This window comes from Psychrobacter piscatorii (assembly GCF_043641605.1).
GTDB lineage: Bacteria > Pseudomonadota > Gammaproteobacteria > Pseudomonadales > Moraxellaceae > Psychrobacter > Psychrobacter piscatorii_C.
Window position 1 is genome coordinate 100,935 of the sequence record NZ_JBHZRK010000001.1, and the last position, 21,679, is coordinate 122,613.

18 protein-coding genes and 1 riboswitch are annotated in these 21,679 nt (G+C 44.9%); of the genes, 13 read left to right on the top strand and 5 right to left on the bottom strand.

Annotation, left to right across the window (positions count from 1 at the left end; translation table 11 throughout):
- Positions 1–346 precede the first annotated feature (346 nt).
- Both ACHUET_RS00480 and ACHUET_RS00485 read left to right on the top strand, forming a co-directional pair.
- Positions 347–1,195 carry an EamA/RhaT family transporter gene (locus ACHUET_RS00480; RefSeq protein WP_394209777.1) on the top strand — a complete coding sequence of 283 codons (849 nt, stop codon included), beginning with the start codon at positions 347–349 and terminating at the stop codon, positions 1,193–1,195.
- A 177-nt stretch (positions 1,196–1,372) separates the two neighbouring features.
- Positions 1,373–2,263, top strand: a complete 891-nt coding sequence (locus ACHUET_RS00485; RefSeq protein WP_394209779.1) for a fructose bisphosphate aldolase — start codon at positions 1,373–1,375, stop codon at positions 2,261–2,263.
- Positions 2,264–2,349: 86 nt separating this feature from the next.
- Here ACHUET_RS00485 and thiC read toward each other — a convergent pair whose 3' ends face one another.
- The gene (thiC, locus tag ACHUET_RS00490; protein WP_394209781.1) at positions 2,350–4,446 is read right to left on the bottom strand and encodes a phosphomethylpyrimidine synthase ThiC; all 2,097 of its coding nucleotides are present in this window, start codon (positions 4,444–4,446) and stop codon (positions 2,350–2,352) included.
- Positions 4,447–4,690: 244 nt separating this feature from the next.
- Positions 4,691–4,830: riboswitch (TPP riboswitch) on the bottom strand.
- A gap of 292 nt (positions 4,831–5,122) precedes the next feature.
- Between thiC and pstS the strand changes: the two genes are divergently transcribed.
- From pstS to phoU, 5 genes are all read left to right on the top strand, one after another.
- Entirely contained in the window at positions 5,123–6,295 is a 1,173-nt protein-coding gene (gene pstS, locus ACHUET_RS00495) for a phosphate ABC transporter substrate-binding protein PstS (protein WP_201601696.1), read from the top strand.
- 220 nt (positions 6,296–6,515) lie between these two features.
- Entirely contained in the window at positions 6,516–7,469 is a 954-nt protein-coding gene (gene pstC, locus ACHUET_RS00500; protein ID WP_201601698.1) for a phosphate ABC transporter permease subunit PstC, read from the top strand.
- 61 nt (positions 7,470–7,530) lie between these two features.
- Complete coding sequence (gene pstA, locus ACHUET_RS00505; RefSeq protein ID WP_394209784.1) at positions 7,531–8,436, top strand: phosphate ABC transporter permease PstA; 906 nt, start codon at positions 7,531–7,533, stop codon at positions 8,434–8,436.
- 161 nt (positions 8,437–8,597) lie between these two features.
- Complete coding sequence (gene pstB, locus ACHUET_RS00510; protein WP_265089540.1) at positions 8,598–9,434, top strand: phosphate ABC transporter ATP-binding protein PstB; 837 nt, start codon at positions 8,598–8,600, stop codon at positions 9,432–9,434.
- 100 nt (positions 9,435–9,534) lie between these two features.
- Complete coding sequence (phoU, locus tag ACHUET_RS00515) at positions 9,535–10,317, top strand: phosphate signaling complex protein PhoU (protein ID WP_201601702.1); 783 nt, start codon at positions 9,535–9,537, stop codon at positions 10,315–10,317.
- A gap of 80 nt (positions 10,318–10,397) precedes the next feature.
- Here phoU and ACHUET_RS00520 read toward each other — a convergent pair whose 3' ends face one another.
- Both ACHUET_RS00520 and argH read right to left on the bottom strand, forming a co-directional pair.
- Positions 10,398–10,688, bottom strand: a complete 291-nt coding sequence (locus ACHUET_RS00520; RefSeq protein WP_062843543.1) for an oxidative damage protection protein — start codon at positions 10,686–10,688, stop codon at positions 10,398–10,400.
- Between the two features lie 401 nt (positions 10,689–11,089).
- Positions 11,090–12,463, bottom strand: coding sequence for an argininosuccinate lyase (gene argH, locus ACHUET_RS00525; RefSeq protein WP_394210323.1), 1,374 nt, complete (start codon positions 12,461–12,463; stop codon positions 11,090–11,092).
- Positions 12,464–12,702: 239 nt separating this feature from the next.
- On the opposite strand from argH, the gene ACHUET_RS00530 reads away from it, so the two are divergent.
- From ACHUET_RS00530 to ACHUET_RS00555, 6 genes are all read left to right on the top strand, one after another.
- Entirely contained in the window at positions 12,703–13,728 is a 1,026-nt protein-coding gene (locus tag ACHUET_RS00530; RefSeq protein WP_394209787.1) for a histidine kinase, read from the top strand.
- Between the two features lie 244 nt (positions 13,729–13,972).
- On the top strand, positions 13,973–14,710 hold the full coding sequence (locus ACHUET_RS00535) for a LytR/AlgR family response regulator transcription factor (RefSeq protein WP_394209789.1): 738 nt from the start codon (positions 13,973–13,975) through the stop codon (positions 14,708–14,710).
- A gap of 204 nt (positions 14,711–14,914) precedes the next feature.
- The gene (gene hemC, locus ACHUET_RS00540; RefSeq protein WP_394209791.1) at positions 14,915–15,949 is read left to right on the top strand and encodes a hydroxymethylbilane synthase; all 1,035 of its coding nucleotides are present in this window, start codon (positions 14,915–14,917) and stop codon (positions 15,947–15,949) included.
- A gap of 155 nt (positions 15,950–16,104) precedes the next feature.
- Positions 16,105–17,043 carry a uroporphyrinogen-III synthase gene (locus tag ACHUET_RS00545; RefSeq protein ID WP_394209793.1) on the top strand — a complete coding sequence of 313 codons (939 nt, stop codon included), beginning with the start codon at positions 16,105–16,107 and terminating at the stop codon, positions 17,041–17,043.
- Positions 17,044–17,101: 58 nt separating this feature from the next.
- The gene (locus ACHUET_RS00550) at positions 17,102–18,139 is read left to right on the top strand and encodes a hypothetical protein (protein WP_394209795.1); all 1,038 of its coding nucleotides are present in this window, start codon (positions 17,102–17,104) and stop codon (positions 18,137–18,139) included.
- A 53-nt stretch (positions 18,140–18,192) separates the two neighbouring features.
- Positions 18,193–18,681: an acyl-CoA thioesterase gene (locus ACHUET_RS00555; protein WP_394209797.1), complete on the top strand. Its 489-nt coding sequence runs from the start codon at positions 18,193–18,195 to the stop codon at positions 18,679–18,681.
- Positions 18,682–18,789: 108 nt separating this feature from the next.
- On the opposite strand, the gene ribBA is transcribed toward ACHUET_RS00555, so the two are convergent.
- Positions 18,790–19,902, bottom strand: a complete 1,113-nt coding sequence (ribBA, locus tag ACHUET_RS00560) for a bifunctional 3,4-dihydroxy-2-butanone-4-phosphate synthase/GTP cyclohydrolase II (protein ID WP_201601721.1) — start codon at positions 19,900–19,902, stop codon at positions 18,790–18,792.
- A 318-nt stretch (positions 19,903–20,220) separates the two neighbouring features.
- The gene (locus ACHUET_RS00565) at positions 20,221–21,519 is read right to left on the bottom strand and encodes a replication-associated recombination protein A (RefSeq protein ID WP_394209799.1); all 1,299 of its coding nucleotides are present in this window, start codon (positions 21,517–21,519) and stop codon (positions 20,221–20,223) included.
- Positions 21,520–21,679 lie beyond the last annotated feature (160 nt).

The window sequence follows — 21,679 nt, forward strand, 5'->3', positions numbered from 1 at the left end:
TACGTCAAACCAGAGCGGTTTTGAGTCGTTACTTATGTTAATAAAATAGCAGGGTATTTTAGCAAAACTTGGCAATCAGGCATGCAGTAAATTGTAATTTGCCAAATATGAAACTCATTAATGCGGTGTTGATAGGCATGATAACTGTAGAGATAATGACAAATAGATTGCTGTCAAAAATATATTTTGTTACCTTCTAGACCTCAGCTTACTTAGCCATTCAAATATTATCTTTACAATAATATTTCTCCAAAAATCAGCTGGATAGAAAGCGACTTGCTTAGCACTATATTGCCAATATATGAGTAATAAACACCCGATATCGAAATCCAAAAGGTAGAAGCTAATGATGTATTTAACCATTGCGGTGTTGTGTAGCGTCGCGGTATCAGTACTTTTAAAAATACTACGCCAAAAGAAAATGGATATTCGTCAGACCATCGTCGCGGGTTATCCGGTCGCTTTTTTGCTGACTTGGTTTTTATTAAAGCCTGATGTCGGCGCCATACATGCGCTTGATAATGCTTGGGGTATTATCATTGCACTTGGCATTTTACTGCCATCCGTATTTATCATTCTTGGACGTGCTATTGAGGCGGTTGGAATGGTAGCAACGGATGCTTCCCAGCGTTTATCATTGATTATTCCGATCATTGCCGCTTTTTTGCTATTTGGTGAGGTGCTGACAGGTACTCGTGTGCTTGGATTGGCACTTGGCTTTTTGGCGCTAGGAGCACTGGTTTATCGACCACAGCATAAAGATACCCCTAAGCAAATAAAATACACACCACTCTGGTTATTCGGTGTGTGGGCGGGTTACGGCATCATCGATATTTTGTTTAAGCAAGTGGCCAAGCAGGGCACCGCTTTTCCGTTGACGCTTTTTGTGAGCTTTGGTGTCGCAGGTCTATTGTTGTTCATTTATCTACTTGTTACTCGGGTGCGCTGGCAAAGAGATGCCCTTGTAGCTGGGTTGCTACTTGGTGCGCTCAACATGGGTAATATTTATGCTTATGTCAGGGCTCATCAAATGCTGCACGATTCACCCAGTATTGTGTTCACGGGCATGAACGTGGGTGTCATTGCCGTGGCGACGTTGATCGGAGTGGGTGTGTTTAAAGAGCGACTCAATCGCATCAATATATTGGGGCTATTACTCGCAGTATGTTGTGTGGGCGTCTTATTTTTAGCGTGAGATGTTTTGTCCAAAAAAGGGTACAGTAGAATTTTTAGCAATGTTGTCACGTTTTCTATATAGGCATACTTACCATCCTATGATAAGGTCATCTACAAATAGCAGACCTTATATAGGTCATAAAAAGCTTGGTTTATCATGTTCAATTTTACTCAATAAAAATAGGATGTACTTTTAATGGAATACGACAATCAGTTACAGCGCATAAAAGACGGTTCAGGATTTATCGCCGCACTCGACCAAAGTGGCGGCAGCACACCAAAAGCGCTAGAAAACTATGGTGTCAGCAGCGATGCTTTTGATAGTGATGAGGCGATGTTTGATTTGGTGCATGAGATGCGTGCCCGTATCATGACCTGCGACTGTTTTGACAATGAGCGTGTGCTTGGTGCGATCTTATTTGAAGATACCATGGAGCGCGACGTCAATGGTAAGTCGACCGCCAACTATTTGTGGGAAGACAAGCAAATCGTCCCATTTTTAAAAGTAGATAAAGGGTTGGCGGAGCAGATGAGCGGCGTACAAGTCATGAAGCCGATGCCTAACTTAGACTTGTTGCTAGATAAAGCAAAAAACTATCCGGTATTTGGCACCAAGATGCGCTCAGTCATTTATGAGCCAAACGTCGATGGTATTGAGCTCGTTGTACAGCAGCAGTTTGATGTGGCAAAGCAAATCATCTCAAAAGGTTTGATGCCAATCGTTGAGCCAGAAGTTAACATTGATAGCGCTCAAAAGCATGATTGCGAAGTACTGCTAAAAGCCGATATTCTACGTAATCTGGAACGCTTAAATGACGATCAGCAAGTGATGCTCAAGCTGACTTTACCTGAAGAGCCTGGGTTTTATCAGGAACTGGTTGACCATACAAAAGTGCTCAAAGTAGTGGCGCTATCAGGCGGTTACAGCCGCACTGATGCGTGCGCGAAGCTCAAACAAAACCCAGGTATGATTGCAAGCTTCTCGCGTGCTTTTACCGAAGGGCTGAGTAAGCAACAAAGCGATGAAGAGTTTGCTGATACTATCAATACGTCGATTGAAGAGATTTATCAGGCGTCGAAGGTGTAATAGTACTAGATAAACCAAAAATAAAAAGCCCAAACCTGACTATCAGGTTCGGGCTTTTTTTATACTATCTGAAAGGCACTATCTACCTACACCTCCTTATACAACTGACGTCCTTCCTTATTATATTTTTCCATCATCTCAGCCATCCCTTGACGGACTTCCTCAGCACTGGCTTCTCCAACTTGTCCCACCAGTTCTGTATCGACTTTCTTGATCAAGTGATCAGTATCGCTTAAGTCGCCTGATTGCGGCGTTACCTTTTTATTAGCGGCTTCTTTATCAAGTCCAACTGCATACTCACGCACGTTTTGAGTGATTTTCATTGAGCAGAATTTCGGACCACACATGGAGCAGAAATGCGCCGACTTGTGTGCGTCTTTTGGCAAGGTCTCATCGTGATATTCGCGTGCGGTATCAGGGTCGAGCGCCAGATTGAACTGATCATCCCAGCGGAATTCAAAACGTGCTTTGGACAAGGCATTGTCACGCGCCTGCGCACCGGGATGACCTTTAGCAAGATCAGCAGCGTGTGCGGCAATTTTGTAAGTGATAATGCCGTCTTTGACATCTTTTTTGTTCGGTAGGCCTAAGTGCTCTTTTGGTGTGACATAGCACAGCATCGCGGTACCAAACCAGCCAATCATCGCTGCCCCAATGGCACTAGTGATGTGGTCATAACCGGGAGCAATGTCTGTTGTTAATGGCCCTAAAGTATAAAACGGCGCGTCAGCACAAAGCTCAAGCTGCAAGTCCATATTTTCTTTGATGCGGTTCATCGCCACGTGTCCAGGGCCTTCAATCATCACCTGTACGTCATGTTCCCATGCGACTTTGGTCAATTCACCAAGTGTACGTAGCTCACCAAACTGCGCCTCATCATTGGCATCTTGCAAACAGCCGGGGCGTAGGCCATCACCTAGGCTGAACGCCACATCATACTGCTTCATAATCTCGCAGATATCTTCAAAATGCGTGTATAAAAAACTCTCTTTATGATGCGCCAGACACCACTGCGCCATGATAGAGCCACCGCGTGAGACGATACCCGTTAGGCGTTTTGCGGTGAGCGGTACATAGCGTAGTAGGACGCCTGCGTGAATGGTGAAGTAATCCACACCTTGCTCTGCTTGCTCAATCAACGTATCACGGAATATCTCCCACGTCAGATCTTCTACGACGCCATCGACTTTTTCTAGCGCTTGATAAATGGGTACGGTACCAATTGGCACAGGCGAGTTGCGAATTAGCCATTCACGAGTTTCATGAATATGATTACCTGTCGATAAATCCATGATGGTATCCGCGCCCCAACGTGTTGCCCACGTCATTTTGGAGACTTCTTCATCGATCGATGAGCCGAGCGCTGAGTTACCGATATTGGCATTGATCTTGACCAAAAAATTGCGCCCGATGATCATCGGCTCAGATTCAGGGTGATTGATGTTATTTGGGATAATTGCGCGTCCAGCGGCTACTTCATCACGGACAAACTCAGGGGTGATGATTTGAGGCGTATTGGCACCGAAGCTCTCACCCTCATGTTGACGCATATCGGTCAGTTCATGCTGCTTTTGCGTCTCACGTATGGCTATATATTCCATCTCAGGAGTAATGATACCGCGGCGCGCGTAGTACATCTGCGTGACGTTTTGCCCTGCTTTGGCGCGACGTGGTTTATCAATATGGGCAAATCTAAGATTGGCAGTGCTGATATCGCGAGCACGTGCTTGCCCGTACGAGCTAGATAGGCCGCTTAATTGCTCGGTATCATTGCGTTCTGCGATCCAGTTCTCACGTAGTTTGGGTAGACCGCGGGTCAGATCAATCTCGACATTGGGGTCGGTATAGACGCCTGAAGTATCATAGACATAAAAAGGCGGATTGTGCTCGCCATCCTTATCACCCGTACCGCCAACTGGCGTATCCGCCAAGCTGATTTCACGCATCGGTACTTGGATATCAGGTCGTGAGCCTTCGATATAGACTTTGCGCGAGGCGGGTAGGATACGATGTAAATCGCGGGCATCTTCTTCAAAACGCGCATCGCTGGCAGCGCGGTGGGCAGGCGTCTTTAGCGCGTCGGCTTTTTTATCTGCTTTGGTGTCTGATACAGGAAGAATGTTATCGGCTGGGTTGTGCGTTTGGGCTTTCGATGCAATTGAGGTGCTGTCTGAAATAGTCATATGCTGTCCTAGCGTGTTGGTTTTTGAATAAAAGCAACACCGCCAGTAGCTGCGGGGATAAGCAGTCATCATTCAGACAAATTTATATTATCGACACCTAACAGCAAGCAAAAAATATCGTCGCGGCTAATGGTCATCAAATAGTGGACGCAGCTTTCTTCTCTCGTTGTCTACTTATGCGACATGCATAGTTAGACAATAGCGATGATAAAAAGGTATTTCTACGCGTCCTTTGTCATCAATAACAAAGTGCTTAAGACTTCCCTGCGTCGGTACTAACCGCATCAGGTTCGGCGGGTGATCTCTCAGCGAATGTATCAAGGCGACTACTTTTATAAAGGTTATAAAGTAGGCCAATGCTACACCGCACCCCGAGTCTGTCAGTGTTGTAAATCCCTTTCATACTAACAAAATTCTGTGTTAACGGCTAATGATATTTGAATGAAAACATTAGACTTTGAGTTTTCTGTTCGGTCTGGTGACCAGCATAGATTCTTAGTAATAATTATCAAAATTACCTGATATTACTGAAACTTAGAGTGCTTATCTGAATATTATGTAAAACGGATGAAAGATTGTAGAGGTTGTCATTAAACTGTCATAAAGATTTGGCAAGATAGCACGCATATCACAAACAATGCTTTTTTATATCGTTGTTAAACTTCAGGAGTCCTACATGCGTTATTCGTTATTAGCAGTGGCCGTCAGTTGTACATTAATGCTTACGGCGTGCAACAAGTCAACAGAGACGACAGAACCAGCTGCTGATACTAGCAGTAGTGCCGCTACCACGGCTGAAACAACCACTCAGACTCAGGCAACGCCTTCTGCTGACACCGGTTTTAAATCTGCTGAAAATATCGCAATGAATATCACGGGTGCAGGTGCATCATTCCCGCAGCCTATCTATGCCAAATGGTCTTATGACTATAACGCTGCTACTGGCGGCCAAGTCAACTATCAGTCGATTGGCTCATCTGGCGGTATCAAACAAATCCAATCAAAAACCGTCGACTTCGGTGCTTCTGATGCGCCATTGACGCCAGAAGAGCTTGAAGAGTCTGGTCTTATTCAGTTCCCAACCGTTATCGGCGGCGTTGTGCCAATCGTTAACATCGATGGTGTTGAGCCAGGTCAGTTGAAATTAGATGGCGAAACCTTAGCAAATATCTATTTGGGTAAAATCAATAACTGGAATGATCCTGCGATCAAAGCCATGAACCCAGATTTGACTTTGCCAGATGCAGCCATCACCACGGTATTCCGCTCAGACGGTTCAGGTACGACGTTTAACTTCACAGATTATCTAGCCAAGGTTTCACCAGATTGGAAAGATACCGTTGGTGTTGATAAAACGGTTAAGTGGCCAACGTCTGCGACTGGTGCAGGTGGTAAGGGTAACGAAGGCGTTTCAAGCTACGTCAACCGTATGAAAAACTCTATCGGCTATGTTGAGTATGCGTACGCCAAGCAAAACAATATGTCACATACGGCATTGAAAAACGCAGCGGGTAACGTTGTGCAGCCATCTGCTGAAACCTTTGCAGCCGCTGGTGACATCGATTGGTCACAACAAGAAGGTTTTTATAAAGTCATCACCAACTCTGAGACGGATCAAGCATGGCCGATCGCTGCTGCTACTTTCATCTTAGTACACAAGCAACCAGAGAATCCTCAGCAAGTTGCTGGCGTATTGAACTTCTTTGACTGGGCTTATACCCAAGGTGATGATGATGCCATGGCATTAGATTATGTCCCATTCTCTGATACAGCAGTAGCCTTATTCAAAGAGAAATGGAACGAAGTAAAAGGTAGCGATGGTCAGCCAGTTTATAAGGCTGCTCAGTAATCTCCCGATGCTAGCCATTGTTTACTAATCTCTTTAATTCCCTCTTAAGCCACTATTCTCCGGTAGTGGTTTGAGAGGTTTTATCACAGCAAATTTGACCAAAAAACTAATCGCTATATTTCACGATAACCATTAGTAATGATACAAGTTGCGTTTGCTGTCATAAAACGAAATAAACATTCTGGTTTTTTGAATTCACCCATTCAATGCTGAGACACTTATGACAGACTTAAGGTCCCAACTGGCTAAACAAAAACGTTACGACGCTTTATTTGTCAACTCTACCAAAGCGTTTGCCATACTCGTCCTCCTATCTTTAGGGGGCATTTTGGTGTCTCTTATTGTTGGGGCATGGCCGAGCATTCAAGAGTTTGGTCTGGGGTTTTATACCAGTAATAATTGGGATACGGTCGCTAATGAGTATGGTGCACTCGCACCTATTTACGGCACCTTAGTGACGTCATTTATCGCCATCGCTATCGCTGTGCCAGTCAGTTTTGGTATCGCGATATTTTTGACCGAAATGTGCCCAAAATTCCTCAAAAAACCACTTGGTATTGCCATTGAACTATTGGCAGGTATTCCTTCTATCATTTATGGTATGTGGGGTCTGTTCGTATTTGCACCTTTCTTTGGTGAGCACATTCAGCCATGGTTTATCGAGCATGTTGGCCCGCTACCGATCATCGGTAAGCTGTTTACAGGCGCGCCCATGGGACTAGGGATGTTTACCGCGTCTTTGGTACTTGCCATCATGATTATTCCTTTTATCGCGGCCACCATGCGTGATGTCTTCTCTGTCGTGCCAGATCTACTCAAAGAATCCGCTTACGGTATGGGTGCGACGACATGGGAAGTCATGTTCAAGATTATTCTGCCTTATACCAAAGCTGGTGTCGTTGGTGGCGTAATCTTGGGTCTTGGTCGTGCATTGGGTGAGACGATGGCAGTGACCTTCTTAATCGGTAATGCGTTCAATATCAGCCCAAGCCTATTTACCTCTGGTGTGACCATCACCTCGGCATTGGCCAACGAGTTTGCCGAAGCGTCGAGCGAGCTGCATTTGGCATCTTTACTACATCTAGGCTTAATCTTGTTTGTCATCACCTTCATTGTGCTGTCTTTGGCCAAATTAATGCTCATGCGCATGGATCACAAAGCAGGTAATCGATAAGTCTGAGAAGGACTTATGAGACCTTGATAGATATTGATAAAAGATATGGGAAATAAATAGTATGCCTGTAAACAATGTGATGAATGCGCCAATGTCTACGAAGCCAAGCAGTGCTGGGCGTTATAACAAAAGCTTGTACAACAAGCGCCGCTGGACCAACAAGCTGGGTTTGGGCTTTGCCATGTCAGCAATGGTGTTTGGTCTATTCTGGTTGTCATGGATTTTGGTGACACTATTTGTTGAAGGCTTTCAAGGCATGGTGGAGTTGCCAATCTTTACCGCTGATACCCCGCCACCCATGAGCCCAGGTGGTTTACGCAATGCGATCGTCGGTTCGGTGATGTTGGCATTTTCAGGATTATTTATTGGTGCACCTATTGGCCTGATGACTGGTATTTATTTATCTGAGTTTTCTAAAGGCAGTATGCTTGGCAAAGTGACCCGTTTTTTGAACGATATCTTGTTATCAGCACCATCAATTGTCATTGGTCTCTTTATATATACTTTAATGGTAAAAGGCGAAAGTTTCTCTGGTTGGGCAGGCGCATTGGCATTGGCATTGATTGTCATCCCAGTCGTCGTACGTACCACTGAAAACATGCTGAACCTTGTACCTAATAGCTTGCGTGAAGCGGCTTATGCACTTGGTACACCTAAGTGGAAAATGGTCACGCAAGTGACGGTTAAAGCTGCCAAAGCGGGACTGACGACAGGGGTGTTATTGGCATTTGCTCGAATCACTGGTGAGACAGCACCGTTGCTATTTACGGCGCTGAACAACCAGTACTTCAGTACCGACATGGGTCAGCCGATTGCTAACTTACCCAATACCATTTATCAGTTTGCGATGAGTCCTTATGATAATTGGCATACATTGGCGTGGGCAGCGGCGCTGCTGATTACAGCATCTGTCTTGGTGTTGAATATTCTGGCAAGATTTATTGGCAATCGAGGTCAGGTCAAATAAAGACCGATATCGCTGCACAGATACCAAGCGTTTACTTATACTTATATGAAATACACTAAGCTAGGTTGGATAATATTATGAATGATGTCGCAAGCAAGGTCCGCACAGAAACGACTGCTGATCGCTTTAATAATGCAACAGACAGCCTGTTAAATAGAACCATGTCTAAAAGCTCGCAATCACAGCAACCAAATACTGCTGAGTTCAATAAGCAAAGCATTCATGATATTCCCAAAAATATGCCTAAAGCAAAAATGGAAGTTCGCGATCTCAACTTTTATTATGATGATTTTCAGGCATTAAAAAACATCAATATTGATATCGCAGAAAAGAAAGTGACAGCCTTTATCGGTCCGTCAGGTTGTGGTAAATCAACGCTGCTACGTACTTTTAACCGTATGTATGATCTCTATCCAGGGATGCGTGCAGAGGGTGCTATCAATCTTGATGGTAAAAACATTTTAGGCAAAGACGTCGATGTCAACTTGCTACGCGCCCAAGTCGGTATGGTGTTTCAAAAGCCAACGCCGTTCCCGATGTCTATCTATGACAATGTTGCCTTTGGCGTCAAACTCTATGAAAAGCTCAGCAAAAGCGAAGTGGATGAGCGCGTGGAATGGGCACTAAAAAAATCAGCATTGTGGCCAGAAGTGAAAGACAAACTAAAAGCATCAGGTCTGTCATTATCAGGTGGTCAGCAGCAGCGTCTGTGTATCGCCCGTAGTGTCGCGACCAAGCCTGAAGTATTGCTGCTCGATGAGCCAACGTCTGCGCTTGATCCTATCTCGACAGGCGCTATCGAAGATCTGATAGAAGATCTCAAAAACGACTATACCATCGCCATCGTTACTCACAACATGCAGCAAGCGGCGCGCGTATCAGACTATACCGTCTATATGTATCTGGGCGATATGATCGAGATGGGCGAGACTGATCAGATATTCACCAAACCTACCCAAACCGCGACAGAAGATTATATTACTGGTCGCTATGGCTAGGGCTGATTAATTAGTACTAAAGAGCTAATACTGAAGTTGGGTCGTTTCACCCAACCAGCATATCGCGCTACCAAAATATAGATTTCAGGGAATCCCTCTTATGCAAAGTGATAAGCATATCTCCAAAAGTTTTGACCAAGATCTTGATGAAGCCATCCGTTTGTTCTTATACATGGGTGATAGTGCTGCCAACCAAGTGGCCAAAGCAATTCATGCACTCATTGATAGAGACGAGACACTGGCACAAGAGGTCATCGAGATGGACTTTGATATCAACCGAATGGAGGTTGAGCTCGATGAACATATCTTATTGTTGGTTGCTAAGCGTCAACCTGCTGCAGGAGATTTGCGTTTAGTCATGTCGATCAGTAAAGGCGTGGTAGATTTGGAGCGTATTGGTGATGAAGCCGTAAAAATCGCGAAAATGGCAAACAGAATCGCGGCACAAGGCAAATCGTCTTACGGCTATGCTGAGGTACAGCACTTGAGTAATCAGGTAAGACTGATGCTCAACAACGCGCTAGAAGCCTTTAGTCAATCGAATGCTGAGCAAGCGTTTGAGGTCATGCGCAATGACAGTGTGGTCAATAACGAATATCAATCTGCCATTCGCGCGTTGATGACTTATATCATGGAAGACTCAAGACAAGTCTCAAAGGTCATCAATATCATGTGGATTTTGCGCTCGCTTGAACGCATCGGTGATCATGCACAAAACGTAGCAGAGCTGGTTATTAACTATATCAGTGGTCAAGATGTACGTCATTCAGACTATGCCATGGTCGAAAAAGCAGTGCAAGAAGCCAATGATCGTTTGGCTGCTCGCCAAGTGAGCACAATGTCAGTCGCTGACTTTGAATCACTAGAGAGTAATGACGACTGATAGCTCACAAATGCTACCGTCTTATCATAAAAAACGCGCTATATTGAGCGCGTTTTTTATGGCTAAAGCGTGGGCTAAGACTAGCTTTCTGGTGTCCAGCCTTGGGCGCGCTCATAGTCTTCATTGTCCAAAAACTTATCACGCTGCTCGGTCAAGAATTTTTTGGCTTCAGGATCCATCATGCTCAAATGGTTTTCGTTGATAAGCATCGTTTGATGTTCTAGCCACTCTTTCCATGCCTTGTCAGAGACCGTTTCTTGTAGCTCTTGGCCTTTTTTATTAGGGAAGGGTGGATGCGGCATTTTTGGCAGTTCTTGCTTGTATTTGCGACAAAACACGGTATTGGCTTGTGGATTAAAAGTCTCAGTCATCAGGTGTTCCTTGTTTATTCTATTAAGTGGTGAATTTGAGTAATGATATGAGCCTATGATAACGGTCTTGGTCAATTTAGCAAAGGGTATCTCGTGTCTCTTATTAAACAGACACAAATCTACAGGATGTTATCAGTAGGTCTTACCTTTATTCTGATTTATCGTTTCATATCATGCAGACAGAGCAAGCGCAAAAAAGAGCTGGTAGCTGATAGTAAGTTATAGTTAATTCAGTTTAAAAGAGATACAAGGCAACCGAGCGCAGATGTAACTGTGATACTTCAAGTGAGGCTACGCTGTAGCTCTTTTATAGGGGATTGACTATAAATAAAAAAACACCCGCATCAATAGCGGGTGTCAGATATATAGCGATAAGTGAGCTTTGGCTCAAAACGGTTTGATTAGGCAAAGGCTTTTAAACGAGCGCGGCCATTGACCACCGCTTGCTTAACTTGGTTTGGTGCAGTACCACCTAAGTGGTCACGAGCTGCGAGTGAGCCTTCTAGCGTGAGATAGTCAAAGACATCTTCACCGATGGCATCGCTGAATTGCTGCAATTGTGCCAATGACAAGTCACTTAGATCGACATCTTCTTTGATGCCCAGTGCGACAGCGTTGCCCACGACTTCATGCGCATCACGGAACGCAACGCCTTGACGTACCAGATAATCTGCTAAGTCAGTGGCAGTAGCATAGCCTTTCATTGTCGCAGCACGCATACTTTCTTTGTTTGGGACAATGTTAGGTAGCATATCAACAAAGGCAAGTAGTGAGCCTGTCAGTGTGTCGACACAGTCAAACAAAGGCTCTTTGTCTTCTTGGTTGTCTTTGTTGTAGGCGAGTGGCTGGCTTTTCATCAGGCTGAGTAATGTCATCAACTGACCAAAGACACGTGCCGCTTTACCGCGTACCAGCTCAGGCACATCAGGGTTTTTCTTTTGTGGCATGATTGATGAGCCAGTACAGAAGCGATCTGGTATCTGCACAAAATTGAACTGCGCTGACATCCACAGAATAATCTCTTCGCTCATACGTGACATGTGCATCATAAGAATAGAAGCGGCTGAGGTAAACTCAATCGCAAAGTCACGATCTGAAACCGCATCTAGAGAGTTTTGACAGATACCTTCAAAACCCAATAGCTCAGCGGTGATGGTACGATCAATCGGGAACGTCGTGCCAGCGAGTGCGGCGCTACCAAGTGGCATCTGGTTGATACGGCGACGGGCGTCAACCAAGCGCTCGGTATCGCGATACAACATCTCAAACCACGCCATTACATGGTGACCAAAGCTGACAGGCTGGGCGGTTTGTAAATGCGTAAAACCAGGCATAATAGTATCAGTATGTTGATCAGCCAGATCGAGCAAGCCGCTTTGTAAGCGTACGAGCAGTTCGATAATATTATCGGTTTCTTCACGCAACCACAAACGAATGTCGGTCGCGACCTGATCGTTACGGCTACGACCCGTGTGTAGTTTTTTGCCAACAGCGCCTATAATATCAGTGAGGCGTGATTCGACATTCATGTGCACGTCTTCGAGGGCGATTGACCAGTTAAACTCACCTGCTTCGATCTCGCGTAATACTTGATGAAGACCGTCGATAATGGTGGCCACTTCATCAGCAGTCAAGATATCGCATTCTTTAAGCATCGTTGCATGGGCAATCGATCCTTGAATATCGTGACGAGCAAAGCGTTGGTCAAAGCCGACAGAGGCGGTAAAGGCAGCCACGAAGCTATCCGTCGCTTCACTGAAGCGTCCGCCCCACATCTGCTGGCCCTGAGTGCTGGTAGGGCTGTTTTGTGCATCTTTGTTTGTTACTGAGACATTCGTGCTAGAATCAGCAACAGATGAACTTTTACTTGATTCGGGATTACTAAGGTTTGAAGAATTGGCGTTCATATCGGTACAAGACAAGTCAAGAGAATAAGAACTCGAGTATAGCAAATGATGAGGTTGCCTTACTAGCTACGCGCTTAGAGTTTTTTATTCCAAAACTCATGGAGATCATGAGGCCTTGGCAGTGGCTGACATATATTGCTTTCTGGTCACTGTTTCTCACAGTGATTGAGCGTCATGGTCTGTCCAGTTGGTCGGACTTTATCATCAAGCTTGTTGCGCGAACCATACAAAATGGCTTGACCGTCATACCTGCATTATACTTGGTAGATTATCTGCGCCCTGTTTTCAAAAATGCCAGTATTCCGAGTGTGAGTGTGCGTATCGTCATGCTGATGATGTTTGCCGCTACGGTTTCTATGGTTTTAGTTGTTTTGGTTCTGATCAATATGGGTTTGATGGAATATGATCGTCAAGCTTTTATGACCAATCTGTTTTTCAATACCGTACTGACGGGCGGTTTTACTATTGTTTTTTTGCTGTACTTTTTGCGTAGCCACCGCGAGCTTAATGCGCTCAAGCTGTCGTTTGAATATAAGCTGACCGCACAAAATGACTTAATCAAAGCCCGCACCGCCCCGCACTTTTTCTTTAATACCATCAACACACTGGTCTCACTCATTGAGTCCAATCCACCAAAAGCCTCTGCTTTATTACAAAACGTTTCGGTCTTATATCGAGCCAGTTTTAGCGGCGAACGTGAGATTAGTTTTGAAGAAGAAGTGGCGCTGTGTGAGCATTATCTAGCGATCGAATCTAGCCGTTTGGCAGATAAACTCGAGGTCCATTGGGATTTGCCTGATGAAGACATCATGTATGACATGGTGATTACGGCGTTAACCTTACAAAGCGTACTGGAGAAAATGCTACTCAATGTGGTTGAGATGACCACTGAAACCATCCATTTTAATATTAAAGTCACTTGGGAGCAGCACAGAGTAACTATTCAGATTGACGTGGAACTTCCCACAAAGACCTTAATCATTAACCATGACTTGCGTCAGCATATGAATTTTTATATTCAAGCGGATCGATTACGCGCGTACTTTGGTCAAAGTGCTGATATTCAAAGCACGGTTACTGGTAACCACATTACTACCATTATTGACTATCCCTTACAAGATGTCAGTTTATAATCCTTCCTCTTTTACCGTTTTTCATTATGTTCTCAGACACTATATTCTCATTATAAGATATTATGGCATATTTATTGCATCGCCTTTTATATCTATATGGTTATTGCGATTTTTATCTGGCAATTATTGACAATGAGTGGTTACTATCAAAAATATGATGCAGAAAATCTCATCATATTGAACTGGCCAGTACATTCGTCATACCATCGAAACATATTCAGTAGAGTTTGAGGTGGGAGTTTATATGCGTATCGTAGTTTGTGATGATGAGCCTTTAGCGCGTGAGCGTTTGGTCAGAATCGTACAGGAGTCAGGTCATGAGGTGGTTGCTCAAGCTACCACAGGGGCAGAAGCGATTGTCGCCGTAAAAACTCAGCAGCCTGACATTATATTATTAGACATTCGTATGCCTGAGATGGATGGGGTGCGCTGTGCCCAAGAGCTGGACAAACTTGATCATCCACCAGCCATTATATTTGTCACCGCTTACGATCATTATGCGATAGCGGCACTAAAAGCCAATGCAATCGGTTATTTGTTGAAACCGGCAAACAAAGACGAGCTATTAGAAGCACTGAACAAAGCAAAAAACCTAAACGCGGCGCAATTGAATGAAATTCGCAAGCTTGAAAATCCAACGGCGCGTCCGATACGCGAGCATATTGCTGCTCGTACTCACCGCGGTGTAGAGCTTATTAAACTTAAAGATATTTATTATTTTGCGGCAGATCAAAAATACGTCAAAGTACGTCACAAAGATGGCATTGTATTGATTGATGAGACCCTAAAAGAGCTAGAGCGAGAGTTTGACGATCGTTTGTTTCGTGTGCATCGCAACGCTATTATCAATCTGAATTTTTTAGACTTTTTAGAAACCCTAGACGCTGGACAATATCAGATACGTTTTAAAGGAATCGATGAGACGCTAGCCGTGAGTCGTCGTCATCTGCCAGCCTTACGTGACAAAATTCAAAGCATGTAATAGGATGTTTTCAGAGCGACATAATCATCCCATATCATCAAACCCTTATTTATGCTTAAATAGGGGTATTTTTTTGCGCCAACTTTTACTATCTCTGATGTGAGTCGACCATTTTTTGTGGCAAGTTTTCCTAATCGCTTAGCACCAACTTGGCACTGATATTGTAGCATTGAGATTATAGTATCGAATTTATTGAGGCCCTTTATGAGCAATCCGCAGCAACCTGCTTTGACTACCTTAACCATCGCCACGCGTCAGAGTCCCTTGGCTCTATGGCAAGCGGAGCATATTCGTGATCGCTTATTGGCGCTCTATCCTGAGCTAACCATTGAGTTACTAAAAATTGTCACTAAGGGTGACAAGATTTTGGACACACCTTTGGCCAAAATTGGTGGTAAGGGGTTATTTGTCAAAGAGCTTGAGCAAGCGTTGTATAACAAGCAAGCAGACATTGCGGTACATTCGCTAAAAGACGTACCTATGCAGCTACCTGAAGGCTTGACGCTAGGTGTCTACTGTAAGCGCGCTTCACCAACCGATGCTTTTGTCTCAAATACTTATAATAGTATTGATGAGTTGCCGCAAGGTGCAGTCGTTGGAACCTCAAGTTTGCGCCGTCAATGTCAGATCAAAGCCTATCGCCCAGATCTACAGATCAAAACCTTGCGCGGCAATGTTGGGACGCGTTTGGGCAAATTAGATGCTGGTGAGTATGATGCCATTATCTTGGCGACCAGTGGCTTGCAGCGTATTGAATTAGATGAGCGGATACGTGGGCAGCTAGATATTGATGCCTGCTTGCCGGCAGTTGGTCAAGGTGCGTTAGCCATTGAATGCCGTGAAGGTGATGACGAGGTGTTGAAATTACTAGCGCCACTGAACGACGATAAAGCGCGTATTCGCCTTATCGCTGAGCGCGCGTTGAACCGTCACTTAGAGGGTGGTTGCCAAGTGCCGATTGCAGCCTACGCAGTGTTGCAAATGGCTGATGAAACCAGTGCTAATAATGATGACAATGGTGAAAATGGCAATAACGATAATGGTAATGTATTGTGGTTACGTGGTCGAGTGGGTCAAGCGGATGGCAGTAAGCTGTTAAAAGCAGAAAAGCGAGTGACATTGGTTGGCACACAAGACAAGCAAGAGGCGCAGGCAAATCAGCTCGGCATTGATGTTGCCAATATACTGCTTGCTGATGGTGCAGGGGCTATCTTGTCAGCGATTTATCATGCTGAGTAGCGTATTCACTTTGTCATACTGAGTCATTGATCCACATATCCACTATTTGGTCGATGATTCAGTCCATTCTACAAGCCTTTTGTCGTGGTACATCTATGTCATCAACGTCAACTAAAGCTAGGTCTACTCATAAAAATCAATCGACTGATGGGTCAATGCCAAAAATTGTCATCAATACACGACCGATAGCACGCGCTGCGCCATTGACGAATCATTTGCAAGTAGCAGGGTTCACGGTGGTTGAGATACCGATGTTGACGTTGCAACCGCGTCCAACGACTGACGATGATCTAGCACTGATGCGTGCGTGGCTAGCAGGTGAATATAAGGCTCTGGTCATCATAAGCCCAACGGCGGCCACTTCGGGGTTGAATGTTTGGCAGTCACTTGTGCACAGTGAGCATGACGATAGTGGTGATGCGCAACCGGACAATAAAGCAGCCAATATAGCTTCTGAAGCTTCTGAAGCTTTGGTAGCCCCAAGTCAAATCATTGCAGTGGGTCAAGCAACCGCTGCGGCATTGACTCAAGCCAACATAGACGCGGCAAACTATCAAGTGCGACAGCCTGAAGTTGCCAATAATGAAGGTATGCTAGCAATGCCTGAAATAGAGCGTTTGCAAGCGGGTGATAAGCTGCTGATATGGCGCGGACTGGGTGGACGACGCTTATTGGTCGATACCTTACAAGCACGCGGTGTACATATCGATAGTATTGCGTGGTATGAGCGCTCGATGCCTACCGAGGCAATGATTCAGTATCAGCAGTGGCAACAAGATTTTTTTGCATGTAATCAAACGACAAATACAACACCAAAGCAAGCAAAACCTATCGTCGTCGTGAGTAGTGGCGCTGCTTTTGAGCATTGGACGAGCATCGTCAAAGGTGCAAGAGAAAAAATGTCAGAACCAAAACGTAGTAATGACATAATGAGTGATGCGAGAGATAATTTGCCACTCACGTTAGCGGACTTTTCTTATGTCGTATTGGGTGAGCGCTTAGCAAATATGGTTGCAGCGCAGCGCCTGAGCTATTGGCGTGTAGAAGATTTGACGCCAGATACCATTCTTTTAGCCATCACTACTAACCCTTAGTTTTATAATTTTTATTTGATTTAAATATGTTTATACCTACCCATCACGGTACTGTCTTATGCCAATGAATTCTGAGTCTTTATCTAAGGATCCTTCTGCTATACAGCAGCGCCGGCAAGCAAATATCTTGCTGCTGCGGATGCAGTGGTTGGTCATCTTGCTGCTTATCGCGGCATTACTCTGGCTCTATATTAGTCAGCAGCGTTTTCAGCACAGTGTCAACGAGCGCTTGCAAAGCAATGAGCAGGTTGTCAGTCGTCTAAATGAGATGGACGATCGTTTATTTGCCATGAGCCAGCAGACATTGCCAGAGCCCAGAGTCAAAGCCAGTAGCCAAGCGCAAAACCAGCTGGATTTACTACGTATTCAAATAAAAGCCGCTGACAGATTACTAGCAGACAACAATGATAGTGCCGCGATCGAGTTGTTGCGAGGTTTGCATTGGCAATTGGCGCAAAGCAGCAACGAGATTGCACCTGCATTGACCGTCGTGATCAAGCAAAGTTTGCTTAAAGACATCGAACGACTACAAGCGCAAAGCTCACAACCTAGCCCATGGCAAATACAAAATCTTGCGATTCAAAACATTCAAGAGTTTTTGCATAGTCATGAGCGCCTCGGTAGCTATGAGGGTGCTGATATTCAGCGCCGAGAGCTAGTGGATGCAGCAACTGAGGGTGACCAAAAGCGTGCAGTAGCGAACCCGCCTGCTCAGACGTCAGCGCGTAACGACATGACATTGACGCGTAGACAACTGACGATTCATGAAGTCATCATGACATTGAATCTAGCAAGTCAAGCGAGCAATATGCGCGAGCAGGATCAACTCATCAATTATTTGACCCAAGCGCGCAAACAGCTAAAAACCTTACTACCTAAATCATCGGTTAGCAATGGCAAAAAACCCGCGCAAGTTGGCGCCATTGGAATAGCACCAGTAGACAAAAAATCAATTGGCGCAGAAAATAACTTAGAAACCATGAATTCGCCTAATGACATACCAGAAGTCATTGCCTGGCTTGACCAACTGATTGCCAACGCTCCTAAGCCAACACCGTTATTAACCACACAGATTTTGGATAAACCACAACCTTAATTGATACGGTTCGAAACAGCTATATATAGACAACATGAGATACAAGGTAAGTTATGACCAATATGAGTGAAAAGCCAGATTTTATGTCTGAGGTAGCAATCGATCGACCTGAAGTACTGGCGCATTACCCAGTGATTCATTATCAGCCGATTCATTGGGGTGAGATGGATGCCTTTAATCATTTAAATAACGTGGTGTATTATCGTTATTCTGAGTCAGCGCGCATTGGTTATTTGCACGCGTTAGATATGTTCGATGGCAGTATGGTCACCGTCTTGGCACAGTCGAGCTGCCAGTATTTACACCCAGTGACCTATCCTGATACTTTGTTATTGGGCGTTCGCTGTCAGCGTCTAGGTAATACCAGTATCGCAATGGAATATAGCTACTATAGTACAGCACAAAACAAAATCGTTGCGACTGCTGATGCCGTTGTAGTACGTCTCGATAGTGATGGAAAAGGTAAGTTACCGTGGACGACAGAAGAACGCGCACGCTTACTAGCATTAGAGGCAAAATTTGGTCATACCCCTGAATTTTAGATAAAGCTTTACCTAATCTAATCAATTGTTAAAAACAAAAAGGCACGCTAATGTCATATTAGCATGCCTTTTTTTATGACTGTTTATTAGTCAATCTTTTAAATAGGTTTAGTTGTCTTGCGGTGCGTGCACAAAATCTACGACATTTAGGTCGAAACCTGATAAAGCATAGAATTTCATGGGTGATGACAATAGACGCATATCGCGAACGCCTAAATGACGTAATATCTGCGCGCCGACACCGATACTGCGATAAGGCTGCTGGGTGATGGTCGATTGCGATTCATTATTCGCGGCTTGCTCTAATGCATCCCCAAGATCGACTGGTTGATGATTACCAACCCAGACCAAGACACCGCGCTCTGAGGCACTGATCTCTTCTAATGCTGACTGCACGCTCCAGCCACTACGACCTGTCATATCATTTTTGGCGGCAAATAGATCACGCAGTGGGTGGAAACCATGCACACGTACAGTACTGACGCCTTCGCTCACATCACCTTTGACCAATGCTAAATGAGTTTCTTCAGCACCAAACTCGCGGAAGCGATGCAACGTAAACGTACCATGCTCAGTCTCAAAAGGACGGGTTTCAACTTCTTCTACGGTTTGCTCGTTGGCAATACGGTAGTTGATGAGGTCAGCAATCGTACCCATTTTGATATTATGTTCTTTGGCAAATATCTCAAGGTCATCGCGGCGTGCCATTGTGCCATCAGCGTTGATAATCTCGACAATCACTGCGGCAGGCTCTAAACCCGCTAGTCTTGATAAATCGCAACCTGCTTCTGTATGGCCTGCGCGGTGCAGAACGCCGCCGTTTTGTGCCATGATTGGGAAAATATGCCCAGGCTGCACGATGTCTTCTGGCTTCGCTGCCGATGAAACCGCTGCCTGAATAGTACGAGCGCGATCAGCAGCAGAGATACCCGTGGTGACGCCTTCAGCGGCCTCAATCGATACCGTAAAGTTGGTGCTAAATTTCGCTTCATTGCGATCCGACATCAGCGGTAGTGCCAATTGCTGGCAACGCGCTTGTGATAGCGTCAAGCATACCAAGCCGCGCGCGTGGGTAATCATAAAGTTAATATCTTCAGGGCGAACATGCGTCGCTGCCATGATGATATCGCCTTCGTTTTCGCGGTCTTCATCATCCATCAAGATGACCATTTTTCCGGCACGAATGTCTTCGATAATCTCAGGAATCGTATTTAAACTCATAGTAAGTCTCAATATTTTATTATTAATAAATATGTGTGATTTGGAATATAAAGTGTTGTCTGCCTATTGTAGCAGTAGTTGGTATCACGCGCTGTTGCTGTTGAGCAAATCACATGACCATCACAGTAATTAAATATAGAAGTAGTTCATGACTTTTATATATCATTCTAAATACATTTTAACGGTTTTTATCCCAGCGTGCTGACACAAAGCTGAACTATCACGCTTAGTCTTTTAAAAACAGGGTTAAATATTATTAATGGCTCATACGTGTCACTTCTCAATCTTTTTTGCAAAGTTAGGCACTGTTTTTGGTTATTACTGGTTTTGGTCATTACTGGCGGCTTGGCTTTTTAACCAATCCATAAACTGTTTGCTATGCTGCTCACGCTGATTATCTGCAAACTTGTAAAAGCTCGTGCCTGCTAAGTTTTCTGGCAAATAGCTCTGGGGATAGTAATGGTTAGGATAATCGTGCGGGTAAGCATACCCTTGACCGTAGCCTTGATTGCGCATCAGCTTGGTCACGCCATTGCGCAGATGTAGTGGCACAGGGGAGGCGTCTTTTTCTGCCAACGCCATCGCTGCATTGATTGCTTTATACGTGCTATTACTTTTGGCACTGGTTGCTAAATAGACCACGACTTGTCCTAGGATAATACGTGCTTCTGGCATACCGATGGATTGCACACTGCGCAGGGCCGCATCAGCAAGGAGTAGGGCGTTTGGATTGGCATTGCCAATATCTTCACTGGCCAAGATCACCAGTCTGCGAGCAATAAAATCGGCAGGCTCGCCGCCAACGAGCATCCGCGCCATCCAATAAAGTGCCGCGTCAGGATCTGAGCCACGTACTGATTTGATCATAGCTGAGATGATATCGTAATGCTGCTCGCCATCTTTGTCATAACGTACCAACGCGGTCTGCGCCACTCGGCTGACCAGTTCGTCATCGATGACAATCGGTGACTGTTCGGTATCCGCTGTTTGAATTGCCAGCTCTAATAAATTTAGCGCCTTTCTTGCATCGCCGTGAGCCAGTTGACTGATGGTATCTTGTGCCTGCAATTCGATGGTGAGTTTCTTGAGTATATGGTCTTCCGAGAGTGCCCGCCGTAATACTGCACTGATTTGCTCAGGCGTTAATGGCTCTAAACGATACACTTGGCAACGTGACAAGAGCGCGTTATTCACACTGAATGAGGGATTCTCTGTCGTGGCACCAATCAGCGTAATATCACCAGATTCTACCGCGCCCAATAATGCATCCTGCTGTGCCTTATTAAAACGATGAATCTCATCGATAAATACCACAGGTGACTCAAATGCCAGTGAATCTTTACTATCCAATACTTCGCGCAACTGCTTGACCCCAGTATTCAATGCTGAGAGTGCGTGAAAAGGTCTATTAACCGCATCCGCCAATAACATTGCGATGGTCGTCTTACCGATACCTGCTTCGCCGTGAAGAATAATAGACGGTAGATGCCCTTGTTCGACCAAACGCCGTAAAGGTGCGCCAGTGGCCAAAAGATGCTCTTGACCAATAATAGCAGCGAGAGAAGCAGGGCGCATACGCTGAGCAAGAGGGGTGTCGGCATGAAAGTTAGGCGGCATAAGTTTCTCTATTGAAAAATTAAAAAACGGTCTATTGTCTACAATGGCGGCCATTGAGAGATTTTATAGTCAAATCTAAACAACGACATATTTGTCTACAATTATCATTTCTATTGAAGTGAAAAGCGATTGTCCGCTTGGCATGATTCTCGCAGCAACT

Coding starts and splice junctions, on each gene's coding strand:
- ACHUET_RS00555 (WP_394209797.1), top strand. CDS start 18,193: ATGACCAATATGAGTGAAAAGCCAGATTTTATGTCTGAGGTAGCAATC.
- pstB (WP_265089540.1), top strand. CDS start 8,598: ATGTCTAAAAGCTCGCAATCACAGCAACCAAATACTGCTGAGTTCAAT.
- ACHUET_RS00535 (WP_394209789.1), top strand. CDS start 13,973: ATGCGTATCGTAGTTTGTGATGATGAGCCTTTAGCGCGTGAGCGTTTG.
- thiC (WP_394209781.1), bottom strand. CDS start 4,446: ATGACTATTTCAGACAGCACCTCAATTGCATCGAAAGCCCAAACGCAC.
- pstA (WP_394209784.1), top strand. CDS start 7,531: ATGCCTGTAAACAATGTGATGAATGCGCCAATGTCTACGAAGCCAAGC.
- pstC (WP_201601698.1), top strand. CDS start 6,516: ATGACAGACTTAAGGTCCCAACTGGCTAAACAAAAACGTTACGACGCT.
- ACHUET_RS00520 (WP_062843543.1), bottom strand. CDS start 10,688: ATGACTGAGACTTTTAATCCACAAGCCAATACCGTGTTTTGTCGCAAA.
- ACHUET_RS00565 (WP_394209799.1), bottom strand. CDS start 21,519: ATGCCGCCTAACTTTCATGCCGACACCCCTCTTGCTCAGCGTATGCGC.
- pstS (WP_201601696.1), top strand. CDS start 5,123: ATGCGTTATTCGTTATTAGCAGTGGCCGTCAGTTGTACATTAATGCTT.
- ACHUET_RS00545 (WP_394209793.1), top strand. CDS start 16,105: ATGCCAAAAATTGTCATCAATACACGACCGATAGCACGCGCTGCGCCA.
- ACHUET_RS00485 (WP_394209779.1), top strand. CDS start 1,373: ATGGAATACGACAATCAGTTACAGCGCATAAAAGACGGTTCAGGATTT.
- ACHUET_RS00530 (WP_394209787.1), top strand. CDS start 12,703: ATGAGGCCTTGGCAGTGGCTGACATATATTGCTTTCTGGTCACTGTTT.
- ribBA (WP_201601721.1), bottom strand. CDS start 19,902: ATGAGTTTAAATACGATTCCTGAGATTATCGAAGACATTCGTGCCGGA.
- ACHUET_RS00550 (WP_394209795.1), top strand. CDS start 17,102: ATGCCAATGAATTCTGAGTCTTTATCTAAGGATCCTTCTGCTATACAG.
- hemC (WP_394209791.1), top strand. CDS start 14,915: ATGAGCAATCCGCAGCAACCTGCTTTGACTACCTTAACCATCGCCACG.
- argH (WP_394210323.1), bottom strand. CDS start 12,463: ATGTGGGGCGGACGCTTCAGTGAAGCGACGGATAGCTTCGTGGCTGCC.
- phoU (WP_201601702.1), top strand. CDS start 9,535: ATGCAAAGTGATAAGCATATCTCCAAAAGTTTTGACCAAGATCTTGAT.
- ACHUET_RS00480 (WP_394209777.1), top strand. CDS start 347: ATGATGTATTTAACCATTGCGGTGTTGTGTAGCGTCGCGGTATCAGTA.